This window comes from Pollutimonas rozaliensis (genome assembly GCF_048751585.1).
Lineage (GTDB): Bacteria > Pseudomonadota > Gammaproteobacteria > Burkholderiales > Burkholderiaceae_B.
In genome coordinates this window covers 1-255 of record NZ_JAZHOB010000237.1, presented here as the reverse complement: position 1 = coordinate 255, position 255 = coordinate 1, and the positions used below count along the sequence as shown (strand labels likewise).

General features: G+C 45.5%; 1 pseudogene. It reads right to left on the bottom strand.

From position 1 onward, the window contains the following. Positions 1–255: pseudogene (locus V0R37_RS22730) on the bottom strand (hypothetical protein); the annotation flags it as partial.

Genomic DNA, 255 nt, shown 5'->3' with positions numbered 1-255 from the left:
CCTAGCTGTGCCATGATTTCTGGCATTCCGGTTAAATAGGCAAAAAAAGCCGCAGAAGCACAAGCAAACATCATCACATTACCGATATAAGCCCGACTTTGGAAAAGATATTTGATATCTTCGGCAATCGATGTTGTTTTCGGATCACCTTTGACGTTGTCTTGTAAACCCGTACAGATGACCAGAGCAACCCCCATCAGAGTGAGCGTAAAGAAAATACTATGCCAGCCGAAGGTATTGGCGAGCAGCACTCCC